Origin of the sequence: Gluconacetobacter sacchari (genome assembly GCF_014174255.1) — a bacterium.
Lineage (GTDB): Bacteria > Pseudomonadota > Alphaproteobacteria > Acetobacterales > Acetobacteraceae > Gluconacetobacter > Gluconacetobacter sacchari.
In genome coordinates this window covers 1-569 of the sequence record NZ_JABEQJ010000110.1, presented here as the reverse complement: position 1 = coordinate 569, position 569 = coordinate 1, and the positions used below count along the sequence as shown (strand labels likewise).

At 68.4% G+C, this 569-nt stretch carries 1 protein-coding gene; it reads right to left on the bottom strand.

Annotated elements, in window-relative coordinates; translation table 11 throughout:
- Positions 1–569: IS3 family transposase (locus tag HLH48_RS22885; protein WP_182999737.1), on the bottom strand; the 569-nt coding region annotated here is incomplete at both ends.

Genomic DNA, 569 nt, shown 5'->3' with positions numbered 1-569 from the left:
ATATACTGGCTGCCGTGATCGTGGCGCAGGGACAGGCCGGTCGCGACCTTCTCGGCGAAGGCGCCGAAGTGGCGGCGCACCCCCTGTCGTATCGGCTCCAGCGCCTCGAAGCGGGTGCCGCGTCGGGCGGCATGAATGCCGGTGCATTCGCCGCTGTAATGGTCGATGGCAATGAAGACGGCGGTTTGTCCTTCCTGCGTCCATGTCGACGTCATGTCGGTGCCCCACATGATGTCGATCGCGTCCGGGATGATCGTGCCATCATGGTTGCGCGGCCCCTTGGGAGCACCCGTCCGCGAGGGGGCCAGCAGGTCGTTCTCGCGCATCAGGCGCAGCGCCCGGCGTCGGGACGTACGCACGCCCTCGACCCGCAGTCTCGCCCAGATCTTGCGGTGTCCCTCACCATGAAACGGGCTGGCCGTGATGATCCCGCGGATCCGCCCGACCAGTTCTGCGTCCGGCATGGGGCCGATCGGACCGCGCCGCCGTGGCTCCGCTCTCGCCGCCACAGGTGTCCTGTGCCGATAGAGCGTCGCCCGGCTGATGTTCCAGACCCGGCAGACCGCCGC